This window comes from Rothia santali (assembly GCF_024199905.1).
Taxonomy (GTDB): Bacteria; Actinomycetota; Actinomycetes; order Actinomycetales; family Micrococcaceae; genus Rothia; species Rothia santali.
Genome location: NZ_JANAFB010000021.1, coordinates 20,316 through 42,052 on the forward strand (window position 1 = coordinate 20,316; position 21,737 = coordinate 42,052).

16 protein-coding genes and 3 tRNA genes are annotated in these 21,737 nt (G+C 73.2%); 17 read left to right on the forward strand and 2 right to left on the reverse strand.

Annotated features, from left to right (window positions below; genetic code table 11):
• Positions 1–207 precede the first annotated feature (207 nt).
• The 11 genes from serA to NBM05_RS09575 all read left to right on the forward strand — a co-directional run bounded on the left by serA (position 208) and on the right by NBM05_RS09575 (position 12,655).
• A complete protein-coding gene (gene serA / locus NBM05_RS09525) occupies positions 208–1,803 on the forward strand; it encodes a phosphoglycerate dehydrogenase (RefSeq protein WP_254166801.1) in 1,596 nt (531 codons plus the stop codon).
• Positions 1,804–2,005: 202 nt separating this feature from the next.
• On the forward strand, positions 2,006–3,556 hold the full coding sequence (gene metG, locus NBM05_RS09530; protein ID WP_254166802.1) for a methionine--tRNA ligase: 1,551 nt from the start codon (positions 2,006–2,008) through the stop codon (positions 3,554–3,556).
• 78 nt (positions 3,557–3,634) lie between these two features.
• The gene (locus tag NBM05_RS09535) at positions 3,635–4,702 is read left to right on the forward strand and encodes a 3-isopropylmalate dehydrogenase (RefSeq protein ID WP_254166803.1); all 1,068 of its coding nucleotides are present in this window, start codon (positions 3,635–3,637) and stop codon (positions 4,700–4,702) included.
• Between the two features lie 49 nt (positions 4,703–4,751).
• Positions 4,752–5,849, forward strand: a complete 1,098-nt coding sequence (locus tag NBM05_RS09540; RefSeq protein WP_254166804.1) for a branched-chain amino acid aminotransferase — start codon at positions 4,752–4,754, stop codon at positions 5,847–5,849.
• Positions 5,850–5,913: 64 nt separating this feature from the next.
• Positions 5,914–6,690, forward strand: a complete 777-nt coding sequence (locus NBM05_RS09545; protein ID WP_254166805.1) for a fumarylacetoacetate hydrolase family protein — start codon at positions 5,914–5,916, stop codon at positions 6,688–6,690.
• 229 nt (positions 6,691–6,919) lie between these two features.
• Positions 6,920–8,440, forward strand: a complete 1,521-nt coding sequence (gltX, locus tag NBM05_RS09550; protein ID WP_254166806.1) for a glutamate--tRNA ligase — start codon at positions 6,920–6,922, stop codon at positions 8,438–8,440.
• Positions 8,441–8,581: 141 nt separating this feature from the next.
• Positions 8,582–8,653 (forward strand) — tRNA-Gln (locus NBM05_RS09555).
• Between the two features lie 118 nt (positions 8,654–8,771).
• Positions 8,772–8,844, forward strand: a tRNA-Glu gene (locus NBM05_RS09560).
• 26 nt (positions 8,845–8,870) lie between these two features.
• A tRNA-Glu gene (locus tag NBM05_RS09565) sits at positions 8,871–8,943 on the forward strand.
• Positions 8,944–9,074: 131 nt separating this feature from the next.
• Entirely contained in the window at positions 9,075–11,882 is a 2,808-nt protein-coding gene (locus tag NBM05_RS09570; protein ID WP_254166807.1) for a dynamin family protein, read from the forward strand.
• A gap of 299 nt (positions 11,883–12,181) precedes the next feature.
• A complete protein-coding gene (locus tag NBM05_RS09575; protein WP_254166808.1) occupies positions 12,182–12,655 on the forward strand; it encodes a hypothetical protein in 474 nt (157 codons plus the stop codon).
• A gap of 79 nt (positions 12,656–12,734) precedes the next feature.
• Here the strand turns inward: NBM05_RS09575 and NBM05_RS09580 are convergent, their stop codons facing one another.
• A complete protein-coding gene (locus tag NBM05_RS09580; protein ID WP_373689319.1) occupies positions 12,735–13,478 on the reverse strand; it encodes an IclR family transcriptional regulator in 744 nt (247 codons plus the stop codon).
• A 176-nt stretch (positions 13,479–13,654) separates the two neighbouring features.
• On the opposite strand from NBM05_RS09580, the gene leuC reads away from it, so the two are divergent.
• The 6 genes from leuC (at position 13,655) to NBM05_RS09610 (ending at position 20,472) form a co-directional block, all read left to right on the forward strand.
• Positions 13,655–15,082 carry a 3-isopropylmalate dehydratase large subunit gene (gene leuC, locus NBM05_RS09585; RefSeq protein ID WP_254166810.1) on the forward strand — a complete coding sequence of 476 codons (1,428 nt, stop codon included), beginning with the start codon at positions 13,655–13,657 and terminating at the stop codon, positions 15,080–15,082.
• Between the two features lie 15 nt (positions 15,083–15,097).
• Positions 15,098–15,697 carry a 3-isopropylmalate dehydratase small subunit gene (gene leuD, locus NBM05_RS09590; RefSeq protein ID WP_254166812.1) on the forward strand — a complete coding sequence of 200 codons (600 nt, stop codon included), beginning with the start codon at positions 15,098–15,100 and terminating at the stop codon, positions 15,695–15,697.
• A gap of 140 nt (positions 15,698–15,837) precedes the next feature.
• Positions 15,838–17,169: a UDP-N-acetylglucosamine 1-carboxyvinyltransferase gene (gene murA / locus NBM05_RS09595; protein WP_254166814.1), complete on the forward strand. Its 1,332-nt coding sequence runs from the start codon at positions 15,838–15,840 to the stop codon at positions 17,167–17,169.
• Positions 17,170–17,172: 3 nt separating this feature from the next.
• The gene (locus NBM05_RS09600; RefSeq protein WP_254166816.1) at positions 17,173–18,030 is read left to right on the forward strand and encodes a lysophospholipid acyltransferase family protein; all 858 of its coding nucleotides are present in this window, start codon (positions 17,173–17,175) and stop codon (positions 18,028–18,030) included.
• 9 nt (positions 18,031–18,039) lie between these two features.
• On the forward strand, positions 18,040–19,173 hold the full coding sequence (locus tag NBM05_RS09605) for an NAD(P)H-dependent glycerol-3-phosphate dehydrogenase (protein WP_373689318.1): 1,134 nt from the start codon (positions 18,040–18,042) through the stop codon (positions 19,171–19,173).
• Positions 19,174–19,347: 174 nt separating this feature from the next.
• On the forward strand, positions 19,348–20,472 hold the full coding sequence (locus NBM05_RS09610) for a D-alanine--D-alanine ligase family protein (protein ID WP_254166817.1): 1,125 nt from the start codon (positions 19,348–19,350) through the stop codon (positions 20,470–20,472).
• A gap of 48 nt (positions 20,473–20,520) precedes the next feature.
• Here the strand turns inward: NBM05_RS09610 and NBM05_RS09615 are convergent, their stop codons facing one another.
• The gene (locus NBM05_RS09615; RefSeq protein WP_254166818.1) at positions 20,521–21,141 is read right to left on the reverse strand and encodes a DUF3515 family protein; all 621 of its coding nucleotides are present in this window, start codon (positions 21,139–21,141) and stop codon (positions 20,521–20,523) included.
• Positions 21,142–21,737 lie beyond the last annotated feature (596 nt).

Sequence of the window (21,737 nt, forward strand, 5' to 3'; positions counted from 1 at the left end):
TGAGCGCACGCCTCGGATGACGACTCGATGACGACCGGCCATCCGGGAGGGGAGACCCTTCCGGATGGCCGGACGCCGTTGGGCGGTCCGCCCGCGCGAGGTCCCGGCGGCCCAGCCGGCCGGACCGCGCCCGCCAGCAGCACCCCACCACCCCCACCACGTCTTTCACCCATCACCAGGTACCTCACCCCTAAGGAAAACCCCACCGTGACTGTGAAGCCCGTAGTCCTCCTCGCCGAAGAGCTCTCGCCGGCCACCATCGACGCCCTGGGCGCCGAATTCGAGATCCGCAGCACCGACGGCGCCGACCGCTCCCGCCTGCTCCAGGACATCGCCGACGTCGACGCCATCATGATCCGCTCCGCCACCCAGGTCGACGCCGAGGCCATCGCCGCCGCGCAGCGCCTGAAGGTCATCGCCCGGGCCGGCGTCGGCCTGGACAACGTGGACATCAAGGCCGCCACGGCCGCGGGCGTCATGGTCGTCAACGCCCCGACCTCCAACGTGATCTCCGCCGCCGAGCTCACCGTGGGCCACATCCTCGGGCTCGCCCGCAACATCTCCGCCGCCGACTCCTCGATGCGCGAGGGCCAGTGGAAGCGCTCCCAGTTCACCGGCTCCGAGCTGTACGAGAAGAAGGTCGGCATCATCGGGCTGGGCCGCATCGGCGGGCTGGTCGCCGAGCGGCTGCGCGCCTTCGGCACCGAGATCCTCGCCTACGACCCCTTCGTCACCGGGACCCGCGCCGCCGGCCTCGGCGCGCAGCTGGTGGACCTCGAGACCCTGTACCGCGAGTCCGACGTCATCACCATCCACATGCCCAAGACCCCGGAGACGGTCGGCATGATCGACGCCGCGGCCTTCCGCCTCATGAAGCCCACCGCGAGCGTCATCAACGTCGCCCGCGGCGGCCTGATCGACGAGGCGGACCTCGCCGAGGCGCTCAAGGCCGGCGAGATCGCAGGCGCCGCGATCGACGTGTACGTCAAGGAGCCCGCCGAGGACGTGCCCTTCGTCGGCATGGACAACGTGGTCACCACCCCGCACCTGGGCGCCTCGACCGCCGAGGCCCAGGAGAAGGCCGGGGTCTCCGTGGCCCGCTCGGTCAAGCTGGCCCTCGAGGGCGAGCTGGTCCCCGACGCCGTGAACGTCGCCGGCGGCCCGATCGACTCCGACGTCCGCCCCGGCGTCCCGCTCGCCGAGAAGCTGGGCCGCGTGCTCACCGCGCTGACGCACGACTCGCCGCTCAGCCAGGTCGAGGTCAGGATCGCCGGCGAGATCGCGGGCAAGGACGTCTCCTCGCTGCGCCTCGCCGCGCTCAAGGGGGTGTTCACCGACGTCGTCTCCGAGAAGGTCTCCTACGTCAACGCCCCGATGATCGCCGAGCAGCGCGGCGTCGAGACCTCCCTGGTCACGACCGAGGAGGTCGAGGGCTTCCGCAACGAGACGACGCTGACCGCGATCCTGACCGACGGCACCCGCGTGGCCGTCTCGGGCACCGTGACCGGGCCCAAGCTCGTGGAGAAGCTGACCGGCGTCGACGCCTTTGACGTCGAGGTCGGGCTGACCGACCACATGCTGCTGCTGGACTACAGCGACCGCCCGGGCGTCATCGCCGCGCTGGGCACGCTGCTGGGCACGGCCAGCATCAACATCGCGGGCATGCAGGTCTCCCGGGCCGAGGGCGAGGGCCGCGCGCTGTGCGTGCTGGCGCTCGACTCGGCGGTCAACCAGGAGATGGTCGCCTCGATCAAGAACACGGTCTCGGCCCACCGGGCCGCCTACGTCTCCCTCGAGGACTAGGACCGACCGCCGCGGCGCCCGGGGTCTCGCCACGAGGCCCCGGGCGCCGCTCGGCGTGTGCCCGGCCCGTTTGCCGGGCACCGCCGTCCGCTCGATCCGTCCCCGGGCATCGCCGCCCGGCCGGCCCGTCCCCGGGCACCGCCACCCGCCCGCCGGGCGCCGCCGTCCCGCCCCTCCGCCGACCTCCCCTAGAGTAGGAGCCATGACTTCCACCGCCGCCGAGCCCTTCTACATCACCACCGCGATCGTCTACCCCAACGGGGACCCGCACATCGGCCACGCCTACGAGCACATCGCCACGGACGTCATGGCCCGCTACAAGCGCCTCGACGGCTACGACGTGCGCTTCATGACCGGCACCGACGAGCACGGCCAGAAGATGCAGACCTCGGCGGAGAAGCTCGGCGTGAGCCCGAAGGAGCTCGCGGACCGCAACAGCGCCAAGATCCAGGCCATGGACGACCAGCTGGGCATCAGCTACGACCGGTTCATCCGCACCACGGACCCGGACCACGTCGCCGCCTGTCAGGAGATCTGGCGCCGCATGGAGGCCAGCGGGGACATCTACCTGGACAAGTACGCCGGCTGGTACTCGGTGCGCGACGAGGCCTTCTACGCCGAGGACGAGACCGAGCTGCGCGACGGCGTGCGCTACGCGATCCCCTCCGACACCGAGGTCCAGTGGACCGAGGAGGAGTCCTACTTCTTCCGGCTCTCGAAGTACCAGGACCGGCTCCTGGAGCTCTACCGCGGCGAGTTCGCCCGCCCCGAGTACCGCAGCAACGAGGTCGCCGCGTTCGTGGGCTCCGGGCTGCGGGACCTCTCGATCTCGCGCACGACCTTCGACTGGGGCATCCCGGTCCCGGGCAACGAGAAGCACATCATGTACGTGTGGGTCGACGCCCTCGCCAACTACCTGACCGGCCTCGGCTTCCCCGACTCCTCGAACGAGCTGTTCCGGAAGTTCTGGCCCGCCGACGTCCACGTCATCGGCAAGGACATCACCCGCTTCCACACGGTCTACTGGCCCGCCTTCCTGTGGTCCGCCGGGCTCGAGCTGCCGCGGAAGGTCTTCGCCCACGGGTTCCTGCTCGTGGACGGGGCCAAGATGTCCAAGTCCGTGGGCAACGTGCTGGACCCGGCGCAGCTGGTGGACAGCTTCGGCGTCGACCCCCTGCGCTTCTTCCTCCTGCGCGAGGTGACCTTCGGCCAGGACGGCTCCTACAGCGCCGCCGCGATCGTCTCCCGCATCAACTCGGACCTCGCCAACGACCTGGGCAACCTGGCCCAGCGCTCGCTGTCCATGGTCGCCAAGAACTGCGGGGCGCAGGTCCCGACGCCGGGCGAGCTGACCCCCGAGGACCGGGCCATGCTCGACGCCGCCCGCGGCCTGCGCGGCCCCGTCCTGGAGGACGTCGACCGCCTCGACTTCCACCGCGCGCTGGAGCGCATCTGGCGGGTCGTGGGGGAGGCCAACCGCTACTTCACGGCCCAGGAGCCGTGGAAGCTGCGCAAGACCGACCCGGAGCGCATGGCCACGGTGCTGTTCGTGACGCTCGAGGTGCTGCGCGTCGTCGCGATCCTGGTCCAGCCGGTCATGCCGGACTCGATGGGGCGCCTGCTCGAGCAGCTGGGGCAGCCCGAGGGCGAGGCGCGGCTCTTCGCGGCGCTGGGCCAGCGGATCGAGCCGGGCACGGCCCTGCCGAAGCCCGAGGGCGTCTTCCCGCGGTACGAGGCGCCGGCGGAGGGGTAGGCGCCGCCGGGAGGGTCGCATCCTGAGACACGGTTCCGCCATGTGGTCGTCGACGGCACGGGCGGCTAGTTTGTACTCATGAACGACTCTCAGCGACACGGCACCATCGACCTCGCGGTCATCCCCGGCGACGGCATCGGCCCCGAGGTGGTCGAGCAGGCCCTCAAGGTCCTTACGCGGGCGGCGGGCAACGCCGGCCTGGAGGTGGCCCCCACCGAGTACCGCCTCGGCGCGGAGGCCTGGCTCGAGACGGGGGAGACCCTCTCCGAGGAGACGATGACCCGGCTGCGGGGCCACGACGCGATCCTGTTCGGCGCCGTCGGGGCGGACCCCAAGTCGGCCGAGGTGCCCTCGGGGCTCATCGAGCGGGAGATCCTGCTGCGCCTGCGCTTCGCGTTCGACCACTTCATCAACCTGCGGCCCTCGCGCCTCTTCCCGGGCGCGGTCTCGCCGCTGAGCGAGCCCGGCGAGATCGACTTCGTCGTCGTGCGCGAGGGCACCGAGGGGCCGTACGTCGGCAACGGCGGCGTCATCCGCAAGGACACGCCCCAAGAGATCGCGACCGAGGTGTCGATCAACACAGCGCACGGCGTCGAGCGCCTCGTCCGCTTCGCGTTCGAGAAGGCCCAGTCCCGCCCGCGGCGCAAGCTCACCCTGATCCACAAGAACAACGTTCTGGTCAACGCCGGCGGGCTGTACGCGCGGACCTTCGACCGGATCGCGGGGGAGTATCCTGAGGTCAGCACCGATTACCTGCACGTGGACGCGGCCACCATCTTCATGACCACGGACCCGGCTCGTTTCGATGTGATCGTGACCGACAACCTCTTCGGCGACATCCTGACCGACCAGGCGGGCGCCATCACCGGCGGCATCGGCTACGCGGCCTGCGGGAACATCAACGCCGAGGGCACCGCGCCGTCGATGTTCGAGCCCGTCCACGGCTCGGCCCCGGACATCGCCGGGCGCGGCGTCGCCGACCCCACGGCCGCCGTCCTGGCGTCGGCCCTGCTGCTGCGCCACCTCGGCCACGAGGCCGCCGCGCTCGACGTCGAGGCCGCCGTCGAGCGCGACATGGCCGGCAAGGGGACCGCCCCCCGCACGACCCACCAGGTCGGCGAGGCGATCCTCGCGGAACTGGGCTGACCGCCCGCGCCGCACGTCTCACACACCCCCGTCTCGAAGGGATCCCGAGTTGAACACCCCGGAGTTCACCGTCACCGCCACCGCCCAGCCCCTGCACCCGGACCGCCGGGCCGAGATCCTCGCGGACCCCGGCTTCGGCAACTACACCACCGACCACGTCGCCAAGGTCGAATGGGACGGGGACTACTCGACGGGCGGCACCTGGCACGACGCGCGGGTCGAGCCCTACGCGCCGCTCACCCTGGACCCGGCGACCGCCGTCCTGCACTACGGGCAGGAGGTCTTCGAGGGGCTCAAGGCGTACCGGCACGCGGACGGCTCGGTCTGGCTCTTCCGGCCCGAGCGCAACGCGGAGCGGCTGAACCGCTCGGCCCGGCGCCTGGCGCTGCCGCAGCTGCCGGACGGGATGTTCGTCGAGGCCGTCAAGGCGCTCGTGCGCCAGGACGCGCACTGGATCCCCGAGGGTGAGGGAACCTCGCTGTACCTGCGGCCGTTCATGATCGCGACCGAGAAGTTCCTCGGCGTGCGGCCCACCCGCGAGGCGCTCTTCGAAATCATCGCCTCCCCGGCCGGGAACTACTTCGGGACCCCGGAGCCGGTCGACATCTGGCTCTCCGAGACCTACTCCCGCGCGGGGGAGGGCGGCACCGGCAACGCCAAGTGCGGCGGCAACTACGCGGCGAGCCTGCTCCCGCAGCTCGAGGGCGAGGCCCAGGGCTGCAAGCAGGTCATCTTCACCGACCCCCACCGCGGCCACGCGATCGAGGAGCTCGGCGGCATGAACGTGTTCTTCGTCTACCGTGACAACACGCTCGTGACCCCCGAGCTGACCGGGACGATCCTGGAGGGGGTCACCCGCGACTCGGTGATCGAGCTGGCCCGGGAGCGGGGGATGACCGTCCAGGAGCGGCGCATCACCCTCGACGAGTGGCGCGAGGGCATCGCGGAGGACCGGATCAGCGAGATCTTCGCCTGCGGCACCGCCGCGGTCATCAGCCCGATGGGGCGCCTGCGCTCCGCCCACGAGGAGATCCCGGCCGCGGCCGAGACCAACGGCGAGGTGACCAACTGGCTGCGCGACCAGCTGACCGGCATCCAGACCGGCCGGGTAGAGGACCGCTTTGGCTGGCTGGAGCGGGTCCTCTGAGGCCCTCCCGCCCCGGGGTGTGAAGCATCCCTCCCGAGCCCGCCGTCGCGTTACCCTGTAAGACATGCGCATTGCGAGATTCACGGCAGAGAACGAACTGTACTTCGGACGCGTGGACGGCGAGCCCGGCGAGGAGCGCCTCACGGTGCTCGCCGGCGACCCGTTCTACACCGGCGTCACCCCCACGCAGAAGACCTTCGCGCTGGAGGACGTGCGCCTGGTGGCCCCGATCATCCCGCGCTCCAAGATCGTCGGCGTCGCCCGGAACTGGCACGATCACGCCGCGGAGCTGGGCAACGAGACCCCGACGTCGCCCCAGCTGTTCCTCAAGCCCAACACCTCGGTGGCGGGCCCGGGGGACCCCGTGACCCTGCCCGAGACCAGCGAGAAGGTCTCCTTCGAGGGCGAGCTGGCCGTGGTGATCGGGCGGATGTGCAAGTCCGTTCCCGTCGAGCGCGTCCCCGAGGTCGTCTTCGGCTACACCTGCTCCAACGACCTCACCGCCCGGGACCTGCAGAGCTCCGACCTGCAGTGGGCCCGCGCCAAGGGGTTCGACGGCGCGTGCCCGCTCGGGCCGTGGATCGAGACCGAGCTGGAGACCGAGAGCCTCTCGATCCGCACCTGGCTCGACGGCGACCTCAAGCAGGACGGCACGACCGCGGACATGATCTTCGGCGTCGCCGAGCTCGTCTCCTTCGTCTCCGAGGCCTTCACCCTGCTGCCCGGCGACGTGATCCTGACCGGCACGCCGGCCGGCGTCGGGCTCGTCCGGGACGGCGAGGAGGTCGAGGTCGAGATCGAGGGGATCGGCGCCCTGACCAACCGCATGCGGCGGGCCTGAGCGCCCGCACGCCCCGCCCCGCCGCGCGTCGTCGTCCCCGGCGCGGCTCACACCCGCCACCCCCGACCCGGCTCACACCCACCCCCGACCCGGCTCACACCCGCCGCCCCGACGCGGCTCACGCCCGTGGCCCCCGACGCGGCTCACGGCCGCCGTCCCCGACCCGATCCGGCGCGACCGCGCCCCGGCACCCCGCCCCACCACACGAAAGCGATACCCAGCGAGCAGCATGACTTCAGCAGCCATCACCCCCACCGTCAGCGACGCCCGTCCCGTGCGCGTCCGCTTCTGCCCCTCGCCCACCGGGACCCCGCACGTCGGGCTCATCCGCACGGCGCTGTTCAACTGGGCCTACGCCCGGCACACCGGCGGCAAGCTGGTGTTCCGCATCGAGGACACCGACGCCAGCCGCGACTCCGAGGAGTCCTTCGAGCAGGTGCTGGAGTCCCTGCACTGGCTGGGCATCGAGTGGGACGAGGGCGTCGGCGTCGGCGGCCCGCACGAGCCCTACCGGCAGTCCCAGCGCGGGGACCTCTACGCCGAGGTCATCCGCAAGCTGACGGAGGGCGGGCACGTCTACGAGGACTTCTCGACCCCGGCCGAGGTCGAGGAGCGGCACCGGGCCAAGGGCGAGGACCCCAAGCTCGGCTACGACAACTACGACCGGGACCTCACCGAGGAGCAGAAGGCCGCCTTCCGCGCCGAGGGCCGGGAGCCCGTGCTGCGGCTGCGCATGCCCGACGAGGACATCTCGTTCACGGACCTGGTCCGCGGCGAGATCACCTTCAGGGCCGGGACCGTCCCCGACTTCGTCGTCGTGCGCGCCAACGGCAAGCCGCTGTACACGCTGGTCAACCCCGTGGACGACGCCCTGATGGGCATCACCCACGTGCTGCGCGGGGAGGACCTGCTGTCCTCCACTCCGCGCCAGATCGCGCTCTACCGGGCGCTGACGGCGATCGGCGTCGCGGAGTTCATTCCGGAGTTCGGGCACCTCCCGTACGTCATGGGGGAGGGCAACAAGAAGCTGTCCAAGCGCGACCCGGAGTCCAACCTCTTCCTGCTGCGCGACGCCGGCTTCATCAAGGAGGGGCTGCTGAACTACCTCTCCCTGCTCGGCTGGTCGCTCTCGGCCGACGAGGACGTCTTCACGGTCGAGCAGCTCGTGGAGCACTTCGACGTGCACGACGTGCTGGCCAACCCGGCGCGCTTCGACGTCAAGAAGGCCGAGGCGATCAACGGCTCCCACATCCGCATGCTCGAGGCGGGCGACTTCGAGGAGCGGCTCGTCCCGTACCTGCGCGACGCGGGGATCCTCGGCGCCGACGGCCCCGACGAGCGGGAGCGGCGCATCCTGCACGAGGCGGCGCCGCTGGTCCAGGAGCGGATGCAGCTGCTGGGGGAGACCCCGGGCCTGCTGGGCTTCCTGTTCCGGGCCGACGACGCGATCGAGGTCGCCCCCGACGCCCGCAAGCAGCTCAAGGAGTCGGCCCCGCAGGTCCTGGAGGCCGCCCGCACGGCCCTGGGAGAGCTGGGGACGTGGAGCGCCCCCGAGATCGAGGCGGCGCTGCGAGCGGCCATCGTGGACGGCCTGGGCATCAAGCCGCGCCTGGCCTTCGGGCCGGTGCGCATCGCGGTCTCCGGGGCGCGCATCTCGCCGCCGCTCTTCGAGTCGCTGGAGATCCTCGGGCGCGAGTCCACGCTGGCCCGCGTCGAGGCCCTGCAGCGGGACCTGGCGGCGGCCGAGTAGCGGCCGGGCCGGCCGCGCCGCGGGGGACCCTCGCGGCGTGGCCGAGCCCACACCGATCCGAGTTGCGAGGTCGCGGAACCTTCTGTAGAGTATTTACTCGTTGCGAAGATGAAAAACGCCCGGCTGGGCGGTCGCTTCCAATGGGATATGGTGTAATTGGCAACACAACGGTTTCTGGTACCGTCATTCTAGGTTCGAGTCCTGGTATCCCAGCGAAGAGCAGAACATTCACTCGTTGAATGTGAGGCGCTTCAAAAATCCCGGATTGGTCCCACGCGATGCATCGTGTAGGCTCATCCGGGTAGCTCAGAGGAACATTCCTTGCTGACACGGCCCCATCGTATAGCGGCCTAGTACTCCGCCCTCTCACGGCGGCAACACCGGTTCGAATCCGGTTGGGGTCACGCTAGGAATGAAAACTCGAGGCATTGGCCCCATCGTATAGCGGCCTAGTACTCCGCCCTCTCACGGCGGCAACACCGGTTCGAATCCGGTTGGGGTCACGCTAGGAATAAAAGCCCGGTGATTTTATCACCGGGCTTTTATTGTATTCTCGGTGAGGACGGCCACCGTCCGTCGGCGCCGCCGGGCCCACCGCGGCGCCGCCAGAGAACCTCGTCAGTCTGGAGCCGGCATGCGCCCCACGACCCCGACCGGCGGCACGGCCGGCGGCACCGACCTCCTGACCGGCCTGCGCCGGCTCGACGAGGCGGTCTCCGGCCTGAGTTTCGACCTCCCCGTCGAGGGGCGGGAGCGGGGGACCGAGCTGGCCGCCAGGATGCGCCGCCAGCTGCGCGACTACCTGCTGCCCCGCGCCCGGGACCTCGAGGCCCCGCTGTGCATCGTCGTCGGCGGCTCCACGGGGGCGGGGAAGTCCACGCTGGTCAACTCGGTCCTGGGGCGCTCGGTCAGCCGCGCCGGCGTCGTCCGCCCCACCACCGTGACCCCGGTCCTCGTGCACCATCCCGACGACGCCGCCCGCGTCACCGCCGAGCGCCTCCTGCCGAGCCTGGCCCGGGAGGGGGAGCCGGAGGCGGCCGTCGCGAGCGGGGCCCCGGCCCGCGCAGCGTCGTCGGCCGGGGCCCGGCACGGGGCAGCGCCATCCTCCGGGGGCCGGGGCGCGTCCTCGCCCGGGGCCCCGGACCCCGTCGCGTCCACGCCCGGGGCCCCCGCCGCCCTGCGCCCGCTGTCCTGCGAGGCCGTCCCGCGCGGCGTCTTCCTCATCGACGCCCCGGACATCGACTCCGTCTCGGACGCCAACCGCGCCCTGTCCCGGCAGCTGCTCGACGCCGCCGACGTGTGGCTCTTCGTGACCACCGCCAACCGCTACGCCGACGCCGTCCCGTGGGAGGTCCTGGAGCGGGCCGCCGCGCGCCGGATCGGGCTCGCCGTGGCCCTGAACCGGGTGCCCGCCGGCGAGGAGGACGAGATCCTCGCCGACCTCGTCCGCCTGCTGCGCGAGCGCGGCCTCGCCCCCGACCCGCTGATCACCGTCCAGGAGCAGCCCCGGGGCGAGGACGGCCGCCTCCCGGAGGCCGCCGTCTCCGCCCTGACCGACTGGCTCGCCGCCCTGGGCGCCGACGCCGGGGAGCGGGCCCGCCTCGCCGCCGAGAGCCTGCGCGGCACCGTCGCCTCCCTGGGCCCGCAGGTCGACTCCCTGGCCGCGGACCTCGCCGAGCAGGTCGAGCACCGCGCGTGGCTCGCCGAGGAGGCCCGCCGCCCCTGCGCCGCCGCCCGCGGCCGTGTGGAGGACGCCATCAGCGACGGCGCCCTCCTGCGCGGCGAGGTGCTGGCCCGCTGGCAGGACTTCGTGGGCACCGGCCAGCTCTTCCGCCGCCTGGAGTCGAGCATCGGGAGGCTGCGGGACCGGGTCGGTGACTACCTCCGGGGAGGCCGCCGGCACACCGCGAGCCTCGAGGCCGAGCTGGAGACCGGCCTGTACCGCGTAATCGTGGAGCAGGCCGCCGAGGCCGCGGAATCGGCCCAGCGCGCGTGGCACCGCGACCCGGCCGGCCGCTCGCTGCTGGCCGGCGAGGACCTGGGCCACCTGCCCGAGGACTTCCCGGAGCGGGTGCAGCGCGAGCTGCGCGAGTGGCAGCGCGGGATCATGGAGCTCATGGCCAGCGAGGGCGCCGAGAAGCGCCAGCGGGCCCGCTTCCTCTCGGCGGGGCTGAACGCGGGCGCCGTCGTGCTGATGATCGTGGTGTTCTCGATGACGGGCGGCCTCACGGGCCTGGAGGTCGGCATCGCCGGCGGCGCCGGGGCCCTCGGCTGGAAGCTCCTCGAGGCGGTGTTCGGCGAGGAGGCCGTGCGCCGGATGGCCGTCCGCGCCCGGGAGGACCTGCTCGGCCGCGTCGAGGGCCTGCTGGCGGGCCGCGCCGAGCCCTTCCTGGCCCGGCTCCCGGAGGACCGCTCGGCGGCCCTGGAGCGGCTGCGGGAGGCGGGCCGGGCCCTCGTCCCGCCCGAGGCGCCCGGAGCCCCGTGGGCGCGCGGGGAGCGGCGTGAGCGGCCGGGGAGCGCGGCGCCGGGAACCCCGGGATCACCGCCCGGCTGGCCGCGCTGGGCGAGGCCCTCGACGCCGCCTCGGCGGTGCTCGAGCCGGCCGAGCTCGACGCCGCCCGGGACCGGTGGCGCCGGGTCTCCGAGCGGGCGGGGATCGGCGCAGCACACCGTCGTCGGACTCTTCGGGGCCACCGGCTCGGGCAAGTCGAGCCTGTTCAACGCGCTGGCCGGCCGCGAGCTCGCCCGCGTCGCGGTCACCCGCCCGACCACCCGCGACCCCCGCGCCGCCTACTGGGGCGACGAGCCGCCCCGCGAGCTCCTGGACTGGCTGGGCGTCAGCGACCTCCACCGGGGAGCCGCGGGCCCGGTCACGGCGGCGCTGACGGAGCGGGACGGTCCCGGCGCGCACCGCACGGGCTGGCGCCGGCTGCTGGGCGGCTCCCGCCCGGGGCCGTCCACGGACGACGCCGGCCGCGGCGGCCTGCTCCTGGTGGACCTCCCCGACTTCGACTCCGTGCGCGCCGAGCACCGCGCCGTCGTCGAGCGGTTCAGCGCGCGGGTCGACGTCATGATCTGGGTCTTCGACCCGCAGAAGTACGCGGACCACGTGGCCCACGCGGAGTTCGTGGAGCCGCTGGCCCGGCACGGCGGGGCCATGCTCGCGGTGCTGAACCAGGCGGACCGGCTCGCCCCGGACGAGCGGGGGACCGTGCTCGCGGACCTGAGCCGCCAGCTGGACGCGGACGGCGTCGCGCGCCTGCTGCACCGGCGGCCCCTCGCCGCCTCCGCCACGGCCGGGGAGGGGCTCGACGACGTCGCGGCGGCCGTCTCGGACGTCGCCGCCGGACGCGAGGCGACCACCCGCCGGCTCTCGGCCGAGCTGGACGCCCTGACCGAGGCCCTCGAGCCGCTCGGGGCCGGGGAGGGATGGCGGGCATGACCGACGCCGCCCTCGGCGAGCCTCGGAGGGCCTCTACGAGGCGATCGGCGGCCCGCGCCTGGCGGAGGCCTCCGCGGCGGCGCGGCGGCGCGAGGCGATGGCGGGAACGGGCTGGCCGCCCCTGCGCTGGGCCGGCCGCCTGCGCCGGGACCCCTGGAGCGGCTCGGCGTCACCCGCGCGACCGGGTCGAAGGGCTCGATGAGCCGGCTGGACCTCCCCGCTGGACCCCGCGACCCGCTCGGGGATCTCCTCGGCGGTGCGACGCTGCGCGGCGTCCGCCGGGGAGGACGCGGGGAGCCGTGGCACCACGCGGTCCGCGACGCCGCTCGCTCGCGCGCGGAGGAGACCCCGAGGCGCTGGAGCGGGCCGTGGCCGGCGTCGACTTCGAGCGCGGGCGGCGTCGCTGGTGGTGGCGGCCGCTGGCCGCGCTGCAGTGGATCGGGCTGGCGGGGCTGCTCGCGGGCCTCACGTGGCTCACGGCCCTGTTCGTGGCCGACTACCTGCGGCTCGGCCTGCCCGAGCCCCGGACGTGGGGTCCACGGGCATCCCCGCGCCGACGGTCCTGCTCGCGTGGGGGTGCTCATGGCCGTGGTCCTGGGGCTGCTCGCGCGCGGGCGGCGCGGGCCTCGGCGCGCCGGCACGGGGCGCGCGTGCGCTCGGCGCTGCTGCGGGGCTGCCGCGGGGTCGCGGAGGAGCTGGTCGGCACGCCGGTGCGCCGGCTGGTGGCGGAGCAGACCCGGCTGCGGCGGGCGCTGCGGGCCGCCCGCTCCTAGGGCGAGGCGGCGCTCACCGGCCCGTCCGGGAGTCGTCCGTCAGGGGGCGACCCCGGGACCCGCGATCGGACCCCTCCGCTCAGGAGCCGGAGCGCAGGGCCTCGCTGAGCTGGCGGGCGGCCTGGCACACGACGTCGGCGTGGAGGCGCCCCGGCTGCCGCGTCAGGCGCTCGATCGGCCCGGAGATGGACACGGCCGCGATGACCTTGCCCGAGGGGTTGCGCACCGGCGCGGAGACCGAGGCGATGCCGCGCTCCCGCTCGCCGACCGACTGCGCCCAGCCCCGGCGCCGCACGGCCGCCAGCACCGTCGCGGAGAACCGCGCCTGCCGCAGGCCGTCGAGCAGCCGGTTGTGGTCCTCCCACGCGATGAGCACCTGCGCGGCGGAGCCGGCCTTCATGGACAGCTGGGTGCCGACCGGGATGGTGTCCCGCAGGCCGATGGGGCGCTCGGCCGAGGCCACGCAGATGCGCCACTCGCCCTGGCGCCGGTAGACCTGCGCCGACTCCCCAGTTACGTTGCGCAGGTGGTTCAGGACGGGGCCCGCCGCGGCGATGAGGCGATCCTCTCCGGCGGCCGAGGACAGCTCGCCCAGCCGCGGGCCCAGGACGAAGCGACCCTGCACGTCCCGCGCCACGAGGCGGTGGTGGGTCAGCGCGACCGCCAGCCGGTGCGCCGTCGGGCGGGCCAGGCCGGTGGCCTCGACCAGCTGGGAGAGCGAGGCGGGGCCCGCCTCGAGGCAGTCGAGGATGTGGGTGGCCTTGTCCAGCACGCCGACGCCGCTCGAGCGGTTCCCGGCAGCCATCGGGTTGGCGCTGCCCATGCCGCCGAGGATCTGGTCCGCGGCGGGCTGCTCCGTCTCGGGGGCGGTCTGTGTGGGTGATGTCATGCTCAAATGATCCGATCTCATATTCTGAAAAGCAAGTCCATTTAATGGAAGCCTACAGGATGGGCGGGCAGAATGGACGCACACACACCTGGACATCGGAGGACACCCCCATGGCTGATGCACCGGCACACCCCACGACCCTGGCCGAGAAGGTCTGGAACGACCACCGCGTCGTGGAGGGTCAGGACGGCAAGCCCGACCTGATGTACATCGACCTGCACCTCGTGCACGAGGTCACCTCGCCGCAGGCCTTCGAGGGCCTCCGGCTCGCGGGCCGTCAGCTGCGCCGCCCCGACCTCACGATCGCGACCGAGGACCACAACACCCCGACGCAGGACATCTTCGCCCGCATCGCCGACCAGACCTCGCGCAAGCAGATCGAGACCCTGCGCGCCAACGCCGAGGAGTTCGGCGTGCGCATCCACTCCCTGGGCGACTCGGAGCAGGGGATCGTGCACGTCGTCGGGCCCCAGCTCGGGCTGACCCAGCCGGGCATGACCGTGGTCTGCGGCGACTCGCACACCTCCACCCACGGCGCGTTCGGCGCGCTGGCCTTCGGCATCGGCACCAGCGAGGTCGAGCACGTCATGGCGACCCAGACGCTGTCCCTGGCGCCGTTCAAGACCATGGCCATCACCGTCAACGGGCACCTGAAGCCGGGCGTCACGGCCAAGGACGTCATCCTGGCCGTGATCGCCAAGATCGGCACCGGCGGCGGGCAGGGGTACGTCCTGGAGTACCGCGGCACGGCGATCGAGGAGCTCTCCATGGAGGGCCGCATGACGATCTGCAACATGTCCATCGAGGCGGGCGCGCGCGCGGGCATGGTCGCCCCCGACGAGACCACCTTCGCCTACCTGAGGGACCGCCCCCACGCGCCGCAGGGCGAGGACTGGGACCACGCCGTCGAGTACTGGCGCTCGCTCAGGACCGACGAGGGCGCGGCCTTCGACGCCGAGGTGGTCCTCGACGCCGACGAGCTCGAGCCGTTCGTGACCTGGGGGACCAATCCGGGCCAGGGCGTGCCCCTGTCCGAGGACGTGCCCGACCCGGCCCAGGCCGGCGACGAGAACGCCCGCGCCGCCGCGGAGAAGGCCCTGGCCTACATGGACCTGGAGGCCGGGACCCCGATGAAGGAGATCGCGGTGGACACCGTCTTCCTCGGCTCCTGCACCAACTCCCGGATCGAGGACCTGCGGGCGGCCGCGGCGATCGTCGAGGGCCGCACCAAGGCGGAGAACGTGCGCATGATGGTCGTCCCCGGCTCGGCGCGCGTGCGCCAGCAGGCCGAGGAGGAGGGCCTGGACCGGGTCTTCAAGGACTTCGGGGCCGACTGGCGCTTCGCCGGCTGCTCGATGTGCCTGGGCATGAACCCGGACCAGCTGGCGCCGGGCGAGCGCTGCGCCTCGACCTCCAACCGCAACTTCGAGGGCCGGCAGGGCAAGGGCGGGCGCACCCACCTCGTGTCCCCCCTGGTCGCCGCCGCCACCGCGGTGCGCGGCACGCTGAGCTCGCCGTCCGACCTGATCGAATCCTGACCCGAGGAGACCGCCATGGAACCCATCACCACCCACACCGGCGTCGCCGCGCCGCTGCGCGCGTCCAACGTCGACACCGATCAGATCATCCCCGCCGTCTACCTCAAGCGGATCACCAAGACCGGGTTCGACGACGCCCTGTTCGCCGGCTGGCGCAAGGACCCCGAGTTCGTGCTCAACCAGGAGCCCTACCGCAACGCCAGCGTCTTGGTCACCGGGCCTGACTTCGGCACCGGCTCCTCGCGCGAGCACGCCGTCTGGGCCCTCAAGGACTACGGCTTCCGCGTCGTCATCTCGGCCCGCTTCGGCGACATCTTCCGCGGCAACTCCGGCAAGCAGGGGCTGGTCGCCGCGCAGGTGGACCAGCAGGACGTCGAGCTGCTGTGGAAGAGCATCGAGGAGAACCCCGGCGTCGAGATCACGGTCGACCTCGAGAACCTCTCGGTGACCTGCGGCTCGCTGGTCGTGCCGATGCACATCGACGAGTACACCCGCTGGCGCCTGCGCGAGGGCCTCGACGATATCTCGCTCACGCTGGGCCACGAGGACAGCATCGCCGACTTCGAGTCGCGGCGGGCCGCGTACAAACCCAAGACGCTTCCCGCTAGGAGCTGAATTGACACACCGCCGCGCCGACCCCGGCGCGGCGGTGTGCGTTTTAACATGTACGGGGGAGTCGAGCTCCCGGGCTGGGTCTGTAGAATGCTAGATCGTCGCGCATCCGACGCGACTCACCCACAAGGATTGGAACGTCTATGATCGGCACACTGCGCATCCAGGGCGGGGAGCCCCTTCGCGGCGAGGTCATGGTCCGCGGGGCCAAGAACCTCGTCCCCAAGGCGATGGTCGCCGCCCTGCTGGGCTCGACCCCCTCGACCCTCCGGAGCGTGCCCGAGATCAAGGACGTCAAGGTCGTCACCAACCTGCTCTCCCTGCACGGCGTCACCGTCAGCAAGGACCAGTCCACCGGCGACCTGGAGCTGGACCCCACCAACGCGTCCGTGGCCCACCACGCCGACATCGACGCCCACGCGGGCGACTCCCGCATCCCGATCCTGCTGTGCGGCCCGCTGCTGCACGCGATCGGCGAGGCCTTCATCCCGGACCTGGGCGGGTGCAAGATCGGGGACCGCCCCATCGACTTCCACCTCAAGGTGCTGCGCGAGTTCGGCGCCGAGGTCGACAAGCTTCCCTCCGGCATCCGGATGACCGCGCCCAAGGGCCTGCACGGCGCCAAGATCAACCTGCCCTACCCCTCCGTGGGCGCCACCGAGCAGGTCCTGCTCACCGCGACCCGCGCCGAGGGCAACACCGAGCTGCGCGGCGCGGCGACCGAGCCCGAGATCATGGACCTCATCGCGATCCTCCAGAAGATGGGCGCGATCATCACGGTCCAGACCGACCGGGTCATCCACATCGAGGGCGTGCCGGAGCTGCGCGGGTACAACCACCGCGCCCTGCCGGACCGCATCGAGGCCGCCTCCTGGGGCTCCGCCGCGCTGGCCACGGGCGGCGACATCTTCGTCCGCGGCGCGCACCAGGCGGACATGATGGCCTACCTCAACACCTTCCGCAAGATCGGCGGCGGGCTGGACATCACCGACGAGGGCATCCGCTTCTACCACCCCGGCGGCAAGCTCAACCCGCTCATCGTGGAGACCAACGTGCACCCCGGGTTCATGACCGACTGGCAGCAGCCGCTGGTCGTGGCGCTGACCCAGGCCGACGGCGTCTCGATCGTCCACGAGACCGTCTACGAGAACCGCTTCGGCTTCACCCACGCCCTCAACGACATGGGCGCCAGCATCCAGCTGCACCGCGAGTGCCTGGGCTCGGTCCCGTGCCGCTTCGGCCAGCGCAACTTCCTGCACTCCGCGGTCATCTCAGGCCCGACGCCGCTGCACGGCGCCGACATCAACATCCCGGACCTGCGCGGCGGCTTCAGCCACCTGATCGCGGCGCTCGCGGCCCAGGGCGACTCGATGGTCACCGGCGTGGAGCTCATCAACCGCGGCTACGAGCGCTTCGTGCAGAAGCTCGAGGGGCTGGGCGCCCGGTTCGACGCCGTCGCGGACGCGAAGGTCTAGGCCGTGGCGGGAGCAGCGCGCGAGCACGCCGCGGACGAGCCCTTCGCCCCCAGCCGATCCGGCGACCTGCTGTTCCACGGCGTCGCGGTGGTGGTCAAGAGCCTGTACTCCGCGGTCCTGAGCAAGCGGTGGCGGGGCACCGAGCACCTGCGCCGCCGCGAGGGGTACATCGTGGTGGCCAACCACGTGACCGAGGTGGACCCGGTCACGGTGGCCTACCCCGTCTACAACCGCGGCACGATCCCCCGGTTCCTGGCCAAGGAGGGGCTGTTCCGCGTCCCCGTGCTCGGCTGGGTGCTGCGCCGGACCTCGCAGATCCCCGTGCCCCGGGGGTCGATGGACGCCCGGAAGTCGCTGGCCGCGGCGCGGGCCGTGGTCGACGCCGGCGGCGCCGTCATCATCTACCCCGAGGGGACGCTGACCCGCGACCCCGAGCTGTGGCCGATGATGGGCCGGACCGGAGCGGCCCGGCTCGCCCTGGAGACCGGCGCGCCGGTCATCCCGGTGGCACACTGGGGCGACCAGGAGTTCCTGCCGCCCAAGGCCACCCGCCCGCGGCTCTTCCCGCGCAAGCGGGTCGAGGTGCTGGTGGGGACCCCCATCGACTTCTCGGACCTGCTGCCGGGGGAGGGCGAGCACCTGAGCCGCCGCGCCCTGGACGAGGTGACCGAGCGGATGATGCGGGAGATAACCGCCCTGCTCGAGCAGCTGCGCGGGGAGCAGGCCCCCGCCGGCCGCTGGGATCCCCGGGCCGGCGCGCGGGTCGAGCCGCAGCGCGGCGCCGAGGCCCGGCGCCGCCTCCGACCCCGCCGGCCGGCCTTCCCCTGGGAGGGCCGCCGGGCAACGCCCCCGACGACCTGAGGAGCACCAGTGAGCGACCCGCACCGCGCCGCCGAGACGAACCGCCCGGCCGCGTCCGACCGCCCGGCCGGAGCGCCGGCCTCGCCCGCACCCGCCGCGACCCCGCGCCGGATCGCGGTGCTGGGCGCCGGCAGCTGGGGGACGGTCTTTGCCAAGATCGCCGCCGACGCCGCCGCCCGCTCCGAGCGCGAGGGCGGTGCAGGCTGGTCCGTGACCCTGTGGGGCCGCGACCCCAAGGTCATCGAGCACCTCCGGGCCACGGGCGTCAACGACCGCTACTTCCCGACCGTCCGGCTGCCCGCCAACCTGGGGTACGAGGCCGACGCGCGCCGGGCGCTGGAGGGGGCCGACGTCGTCGTGCTCGCGATCCCGGCGCAGGCCCTGCGGGAGCAGCTCACCGCGCTCGCCGACGCCGTGCCGGCCGACGCCGTGCTGGTCTCGCTGGCCAAGGGGCTCGAGCGCGGGACCGGGCTGCGGATGTCCGAGGTCATCGCGCAGGCGATCCCGGGCGCCGCGGGGCGCACGGCGGTGGTCTCGGGCCCCAACCTGGCGCGCGAGATCATCCAGGAGCAGCCCACCGCCTCGGTCGTGGCGGCCGCCTCGGCCGAGGTCGCGGGCAAGGTCAGCCGCATCTGCGCGACCGACTACTTCCGGCCGTACACGTCAGCGGACGTGGTCGGCGTCGAGATCGGGGGGCTGGTCAAGAACGTCATCGCCCTGTGCGTGGGCATGTGCGAGGGCCGGGACCTCGGGGACAACTCGAAGGCCTCGATCATGACCCGGGGCCTGGCCGAGACCTCCCGCCTCGCGCTGGCCCTGGGCGGCCGGCACGAGACGATGGCCGGGCTGGCGGGCATGGGCGACCTCGTGGCCACCTGCTCCTCGCCGCTGTCCCGCAACCACACCGCCGGCCGGCTGCTGGGCACCGGGCTCAGCGAGGCCGAGGTGAGCGCGCGCATGACCCAGACCGCCGAGGGCATCAAGTCCGCGCCCGTGGTGCTGGAGCTGGCGCGGGAGCACGGGGTGGAGATGCCGATCGTCGAGGGGGTCGTGGCCGTGCTGAGCGGCGCGGTCAGCGTCGATCAGCTCCAGCCGATGCTGCTGCGGCGCAAGCTCAAGGCCGAGACGCCGCACGTCTCCTGAGGCGCCGCCCTCGCCCGCCCCGGCCGGCGGGGCCCGCCCGCCGCCCGCCCCGGTCCGGCGGAGGGACCGAGCCGGCCCCGCCGCCGGTCCCTTCCCACCGAGCAGCACGACCCATCGACTCGACGCCCCGGCGTCCCGACCCACCCCGACCTCACGTCCCCACAGAGAGGCACCATGACTTCCACCGCCGCCGCCGACCGGACGAGAGTCGGCATCCTGTTCGGGGGGCGCTCCTCCGAGCACTCCATCTCCCTGATCACCGCCCACGGCGTGCTGGGGGTGCTGGACCAGACCCGGTACGAGCCCGTCCTGATCGGCATCACGGAGGACGGCGCCTGGCACCTCAGCTCGATCGAGGAGCTGGAGGCCATCATCGCCTCCGAGGCGCTCGCGCACTTCCCCGGGCAGGGCCCGCGGGTGACCCTGCCCATGGGCGGCGGGCGCGGCATCCTGCTCCAGGACTGCCGGGAGGGGCTGCGCGAGGGGCCGGCGCTCGACGTCGTGCTGCCGCTGCTCCACGGGCCCTTCGGCGAGGACGGCACCGTGCAGGGCCTGCTCGAGATGGCCGACCTCCCGTACGTGGGGGCCGGCGTCGCGGCGTCGGCGATCGGCATGGACAAGCACTTCATGAAGATGGCCTTCGAGTCCGCCGGGCTCGCCGTCGGCCCGTACCGGGTCATCACGGCCCGCGACTGGAGCCGGGACCGCGAGGGGAGCCTCGCGCGGGCGCGGGAGCTGGAGCTGCCGGTCTTCGTCAAGCCCGCGCGGGCGGGTTCCTCGCAGGGGATCACGCGGATCGACGACTGGTCGGAGCTGGACGGGGCGATCGCGGTCGCCCAGGCGTGCGACCCCAAGGTCGTGCTCGAGACGGGGATCTCCGGGCGCGAGATCGAGTGCGCGGTCCTGGACGGGCGCTCGCACGAGCGGCCGCGGGCCTCGCTGCCCGGCGAGATCGAGGTCGTGGGCCAGGGGCACGCGTTCTACGACTTCGAGGCGAAGTACGTGGAGGCCGAGTCCTCGCGGCTGCGCTGCCCGGCCGACCTCCCGCGGGAGGTCAGCGACGAGATCCGCGGCGAGGCCGTGCGGGCGTTCCTGGCGATCGGGGGCGAGGGCCTGGCCCGCGCCGACTTCTTCTACACCGACGAGGGGCGCGTGCTGATCAACGAGATCAACACGCTGCCCGGGTTCACGCCGAGCTCGATGTACCGGGTCATGTGGGGCGCCACGGGCCTGGAGTACGGAGAGCTGGTGGACGAGCTGCTGACCCTGGCGCTGGAGCGGCCGGTCGGGCTGAGGTAGCCGGCCGGGCCGCCCGGCTGAGGTGGCCGGCAGGACCGCCGGGCGTCCTCAGGACCCGCTGTCCGGCAGGTCCTCCAGGCTCTGGTCCACCGAGAGGCACTGCTGGGTCTGGGGGATGCGCTGCGCGGCCGACTCCAGCTCCACGAGCAGGGACGAGGAGGAGACGCGGTCCGCGTCGAAGGTCGCCTGCAGGGCCGGCTCGCGGCCGAAGGTCGTGGCGGTCCAGGTCCCGCTGGCCCGGGACACCTCGTCGTCGGCCTGCGCCGAGTCGTCGTCGTCCTCCCGCTTGAGGACCCAGTCCACCCCGTTGACGCTCACGCACGGGTCCGCCACGGGGCGCTCGACCGTGACGCCGCACTTGAGGATGACGGCCGCGGGATCGCCCCACGCGGAGGTCGCCTGGGCCGTGGTCTCGCGCTGGTCGAAGCCCGCGAGCGTGCCGGGCATGGCGACCATGGCCGAGGCGCAGTCGGGGTTCGCGGCGTCGGGCGCCGGGGTCACCGTCACGGCGCCCGCGCACGAGCTGACCAGCAGGGTCAGGCCCACCGCCCCCGCGGCCGCCGTCCAGCGGTGCGACCGGGGACGATACGAACGGCCCTGTACGTTTTCCGCGTCCGACCCTAGACTGGACGCGCCGGGGGATGCAGTGGGGTGGGATTCGTTGCGCACGCCCTCCAGGGTAGCCGACGGCACCGCCGCCGCCCGCATCCGTTCACCCGGAGCCCGCCGAGTCATCAGCGTCCGTCAGCGCCAGGAAGGAAGGCCCCTTGGACATGCCCCGCAGAGCCCAGGAGACAGACCGCACGCCACGCCGCGCGGTCGCGGCGGCCGGGGTCGCCTGCGTCCTGAGCCTCGGGACCCTGTCCGGCGCCTCCGCGCTCGGCCAGGCCGCGCCGGAGAGCCCCGCGCCCTCCGCGACGTCGCCGGCCCCCTCCCCGACGGCGCCCGCGCCCGGGACGACGCAGCCCGCCCCGCGGCGACGTCGTCCCCGACCCCGCCGCGACCGACCCCGCTCCGAGCGAGGCGGATCCGAGCGAGCCGTCCGCCGCGACGCCCTCGACGCAGCCGACGCAGGCCGAGACGCAGCCCGCCGCCGAGCAGACCCCGCCCTCGGCCGGGGAGACCGGGTCGTCCTCGCCGCAGCCCGAGACCACCGCGCCGGATCAGGGAGCCGTCCCGCCCGCGGAGGACCAGTCCGGCGCATCGCAGGGGGCCGAGCCCACGCGGGAGCCCAGTGCGGAGCCCGCTCCCGGCGCGGACGGGGA

Coding starts and splice junctions, on each gene's coding strand:
- metG (WP_254166802.1), top strand. CDS start 2,006: ATGACTTCCACCGCCGCCGAGCCCTTCTACATCACCACCGCGATCGTC.
- NBM05_RS09535 (WP_254166803.1), top strand. CDS start 3,635: ATGAACGACTCTCAGCGACACGGCACCATCGACCTCGCGGTCATCCCC.
- NBM05_RS09545 (WP_254166805.1), top strand. CDS start 5,914: ATGCGCATTGCGAGATTCACGGCAGAGAACGAACTGTACTTCGGACGC.
- gltX (WP_254166806.1), top strand. CDS start 6,920: ATGACTTCAGCAGCCATCACCCCCACCGTCAGCGACGCCCGTCCCGTG.
- NBM05_RS09570 (WP_254166807.1), top strand. CDS start 9,075: ATGCGCCCCACGACCCCGACCGGCGGCACGGCCGGCGGCACCGACCTC.
- NBM05_RS09580 (WP_373689319.1), bottom strand. CDS start 13,478: ATGGGCAGCGCCAACCCGATGGCTGCCGGGAACCGCTCGAGCGGCGTC.
- leuC (WP_254166810.1), top strand. CDS start 13,655: ATGGCTGATGCACCGGCACACCCCACGACCCTGGCCGAGAAGGTCTGG.
- leuD (WP_254166812.1), top strand. CDS start 15,098: ATGGAACCCATCACCACCCACACCGGCGTCGCCGCGCCGCTGCGCGCG.
- murA (WP_254166814.1), top strand. CDS start 15,838: ATGATCGGCACACTGCGCATCCAGGGCGGGGAGCCCCTTCGCGGCGAG.
- NBM05_RS09610 (WP_254166817.1), top strand. CDS start 19,348: ATGACTTCCACCGCCGCCGCCGACCGGACGAGAGTCGGCATCCTGTTC.